Source organism: Pseudoalteromonas sp. SR45-5, from assembly GCF_014163565.1.
In the GTDB taxonomy this organism is placed as follows: domain Bacteria; phylum Pseudomonadota; class Gammaproteobacteria; order Enterobacterales; family Alteromonadaceae; genus Pseudoalteromonas; species Pseudoalteromonas distincta.
Map to the genome: position 1 here is coordinate 1 of NZ_JACJDN010000414.1, position 3,695 is coordinate 3,695.

The 3,695-nt window shown below is 38.6% G+C and carries 3 protein-coding genes and 1 pseudogene; 1 reads left to right on the plus strand and 3 read right to left on the minus strand.

Translation table 11 applies throughout. The annotated features are described in order from the left end of the window. Positions 1-87: 87 nt before the first annotated feature. Together H5072_RS14285 and H5072_RS14290 are read right to left on the minus strand one after the other, a co-directional pair. Positions 88-1,935, minus strand: a complete 1,848-nt coding sequence (locus tag H5072_RS14285) for an ABC transporter ATP-binding protein (protein ID WP_182693894.1) — start codon at positions 1,933-1,935, stop codon at positions 88-90. Positions 1,936-2,032: 97 nt separating this feature from the next. Further along, positions 2,033-2,869 (minus strand): hypothetical protein, encoded by an 837-nt coding sequence (locus H5072_RS14290; protein ID WP_182693895.1) that lies wholly within the window; start codon positions 2,867-2,869, stop codon positions 2,033-2,035. A 224-nt stretch (positions 2,870-3,093) separates the two neighbouring features. On the opposite strand from H5072_RS14290, the gene H5072_RS14295 reads away from it, so the two are divergent. Further along, entirely contained in the window at positions 3,094-3,498 is a 405-nt protein-coding gene (locus H5072_RS14295; protein WP_182693896.1) for a GFA family protein, read from the plus strand. Positions 3,499-3,504: 6 nt separating this feature from the next. On the opposite strand, the pseudogene H5072_RS20910 reads toward H5072_RS14295, so the two are convergent. Further along, a pseudogene (locus tag H5072_RS20910) lies at positions 3,505-3,695 on the minus strand (hypothetical protein); the annotation flags it as partial.

The window sequence follows — 3,695 nt, forward strand, 5'->3', positions numbered from 1 at the left end:
AAGCGAAGAGCCTTTAAGGCATCTTCGCTTTTTTGTTTAAAGTAGAAGCAGAATAAAACTACCTCTACCGTAATGTAATATTAATGGCTAATCGACGCCTATAAACCCGCCTGTTTGGTGTGTCCATAGGGCTGCGTATATTCCACCCTTAGCGATTAATTGTTCATGAGTGCCTTGCTCAACTACGCCGCCGTCATCAAGTACAATTAATCTATCCATTTGTGCAATGGTTGATAGCCTGTGCGCTATGGCAATAACTGTTTTACCTGTCATTAAATCATCAAGACTTGCCTGAATTGCGGCTTCTACTTCTGAGTCGAGTGCGCTGGTGGCTTCGTCGAGTATAAGTATGGGTGCATTTTTAAGTAGTACACGTGCAATAGCAATACGTTGGCGTTGACCGCCTGAAAGCGTAACACCGCGTTCGCCCACTTGTGCATCAAAGCCCTTATTGCCTTTGCTGTCGACCAAGTCGTTTATAAACTCAAGCGCCTTAGCTTGTTTGGTCGCGTTGATCATCTCATCGTGGGTTGCATCGGGGCGACCGTACAAAATATTGTCTTTTACTGAGCGATGAAGCAAGGAGGTATCTTGCGTTACCATTGCTATGTAGCGGCGTAGGCTTTCTTGGCTAACGTCTGTGATGTTTTGCCCATCAATTTTTATTGTTCCAGAGTCGGTATCGTAAAAGCGCAGTAATAAGTTAACAAGTGTTGATTTACCCGCGCCAGAGCGACCGACTAAACCAATTTTTTCGCCAGGTTTAATATTTAAGTTTAAACCGTTCATTACAGGGCTGCGATTAGTCTCTTTTGCAGCTTTGCCGTAGTTAAAGTGTACGTTGTTAAACTCAATAGCACCTTGGCTTACCTTAAGCGTATCAGCATTTGGTTTATCGGCAACTTCGATAGGGTTCGACAGTGTTTTCATACCATCGGCTACGGTGCCAATGTTTTCGAACAAGCTGCTTATTTCCCACATGATCCACTGCGCCATACCGTTTAATCTAAGCGCTAAGCTAACAGCAACAGCAATAGCTCCGGCGCTAATTACGCTAAGCGACCATAAATAAAGTGATACAGCGGCAACCGAAAATACTAATAGGTAATTTAAGCTTTGAATAACAAAGTTTAAACTGGTTACTAAGCGCATTTGTTTGTACACCGGCTGTAAAAATACATCCATGCTTTGTTTTGCGTATTGCTCTTCACGCTGGGTATACGAAAACAATTTAATAGTTGAAATGTTAGTGTAACTATCAACAATACGACCAGTCATTTCTGAGCGCGCATCGGCTTGTGAGCTGGCAATTTTTTTAAGGCGCGGTACAAAGTAAAGTTGCACGCAAATGTATAAAACCAACCAAACTAATAAAGGGATCATTAAGCGCCAATCAGCTTCGGCAACTAAAAATACCATTGAGCCAAAATAAACCACGATATACATTAATACATCGAGTAGTTTGGTCACTGTTTCGCGAACGGCTAAAGAAGTTTGCAGTACTTTAGTGGCTATTCTTCCTGCAAATTCATTTTGATAAAAGCTAACACTTTGGCGCAGTAAATAACGATGTGCTAACCAGCGAATTGACATAGGATAATTGCCAAGCAATGCTTGGTGCAAAATAGCAGAATGGAAAAAGACAACAATGGGCAATACTAATAACAGCATGACAGCCATTTTAATAAGTTCAGACTTTTGCTCTATAAACAAAGTTTCGGGCGTGTAGGCGGTTAACCAATCAACAAGTTGGCCCATGTAGCTAAATAAAGAAACCTCTAAAATAGCGAGCATGGCGGCACTGATTGACATAAGCAGCAACGACAGTTCCATTCCTTTGGTGTAGTGGCGACAAAAAGCAAATAAAGTAGAAGGCGGCTGAGTGGGTTGGTCCTCAGGAAATGCTTTTGTCATTTTTTCAAATAATCGATACATTTTAAAAACTTAAATGGCAAATAATGTCGAGTATCATACCATTTAAGTATTTTTAAATGCAGGTTTGTAGGGCACTAATTATGAGTATTATTCTTATTTATTGCGTTGGGTTACTTAGGTTTATTCCTTCGCTCATGTATAAATCGTCATATCTGAGACCACCATTTCCGTAAGGCTTTTTAATTGGGCCTGTATTACAGTTTGCTAAAAAGTATATAAGAGGTTGTTCGCGCTTCATTCTAAATTGTGCATTTTTATATACCAGGATTTGACTGTTAAACTCACCACCTTTTACGTAAACATCATATTGCTGACCTTGCTCTGAGGCTGCTGCGTTATTAACAACGTACCATACGTCGTACCAAGTATTTGTTTGCAGAGGTTTAGCTGACTGTTTTGTAGTGTAGTTTTGAATGTTGCTATATCCGCTGTCGGTTTTAACCATTAAAGCGCCATCGTTTACAAACCCGTTTGATTCTGTTTTATCGGTTACGCGAAGTGTTGGCTCAAACGCATCGTACGCATGTTTATTTATTAGCGCTGGAGTAAGGTTACTCAATCCAAAGGCATGGTTATTAGGAAACGCAGCCACGTTTATACGCATATAAAATGTGTAGGTGGCGCCAACTTCAACCGCTTGTGGAAGTTTTGTATAAGAAAGCGCTTTACGATTTCCAACAATGCCATCGCGTGCAGGCTTTTTTAGTAAATAATGATTTATTGATGAGTTTGTTTGTTCTGGTTGTATAACCGTGATTTGAGGGTTTTTGACCTGTGGCTTAGTTTCATTTTGGGTATCGACACTTTGCCAGTCGCTAAGAGAGTTTTCAAAATTATCAATAAGCAGCCAATCGCTCGATGTACTTTTGTAAATGGTTGAACACGCTGAGAGCGTGCTGAATAAGCAAAGAATTAAAATATGTTTGGAATGCATAATTGGCTCTCGTAATATTATTGATATTTGGTTAACCAATTTAGATTTTGGCTATAGCTTTTTATTAATAACTATATAACCAATTTAATTTTTTTATGTCAATCACTAAAACAAAAGTTATGGTTTAATAGAGCTTGAGAAATATAATGTTGTTATTGTATTTATAAAATCAACTCAGCAAATTTTAACTGAGTATAAAAATAATTTAATAGTTAGGATGTTATATGTATACGGGTTCGTGTTTGTGTGGTGAAGTAAACGTTGAAGTGTCGGGCAGTATAACCAGCATTATTCATTGTCATTGTTCACTGTGCAGAAAAAACAGCGGGACTGCATTTGCAACCAATGGCTTTGTAAATACAAGTGACTTTACAATAACAAAAGGTCAAGAACGACTCAGTGAATATAGTTTTAAAGCAGGGCGCACACGTTATTTTTGTAGATGTTGTGGCTCGCCTGTTTACAGTAGCAACAGTGATGACAAAAGCAGAATACGAATTCGGTTAGGAATATTTGATAGCGATATTACTGAGCAGGTTTTATCGCATAATTTTGTTACGTCTAAAGCTAACTGGGAGAAGTTAGAAACAAGCTTACCGTGCTATGAAAAACATGAACTTGGTCGGTAAAGCGTTTCATTCAATGTGGTAAATGCTGTTAATACTTTTATAAAGGTCTGGCGCAAAGTTTATAAACACCGGTGAGTTTTGTATTTCATCAACGTTTATATGCATTAATGTTTGCTGGCTTAGTATGATCACTATATTTTTGTATTCGTTAAACTCTATTATCGCTAAGCACTTAAAATGTTGCCTTAAAAGTACTA

What these genes read in the sequence shown, in the direction of transcription:
- H5072_RS14285 (WP_182693894.1), bottom strand. Translation starts at nt 1,935, where the DNA reads ATGTATCGATTATTTGAAAAAATGACAAAAGCATTTCCTGAGGACCAA.
- H5072_RS14290 (WP_182693895.1), bottom strand. Translation starts at nt 2,869, where the DNA reads ATGCATTCCAAACATATTTTAATTCTTTGCTTATTCAGCACGCTCTCA.
- H5072_RS14295 (WP_182693896.1), top strand. Translation starts at nt 3,094, where the DNA reads ATGTATACGGGTTCGTGTTTGTGTGGTGAAGTAAACGTTGAAGTGTCG.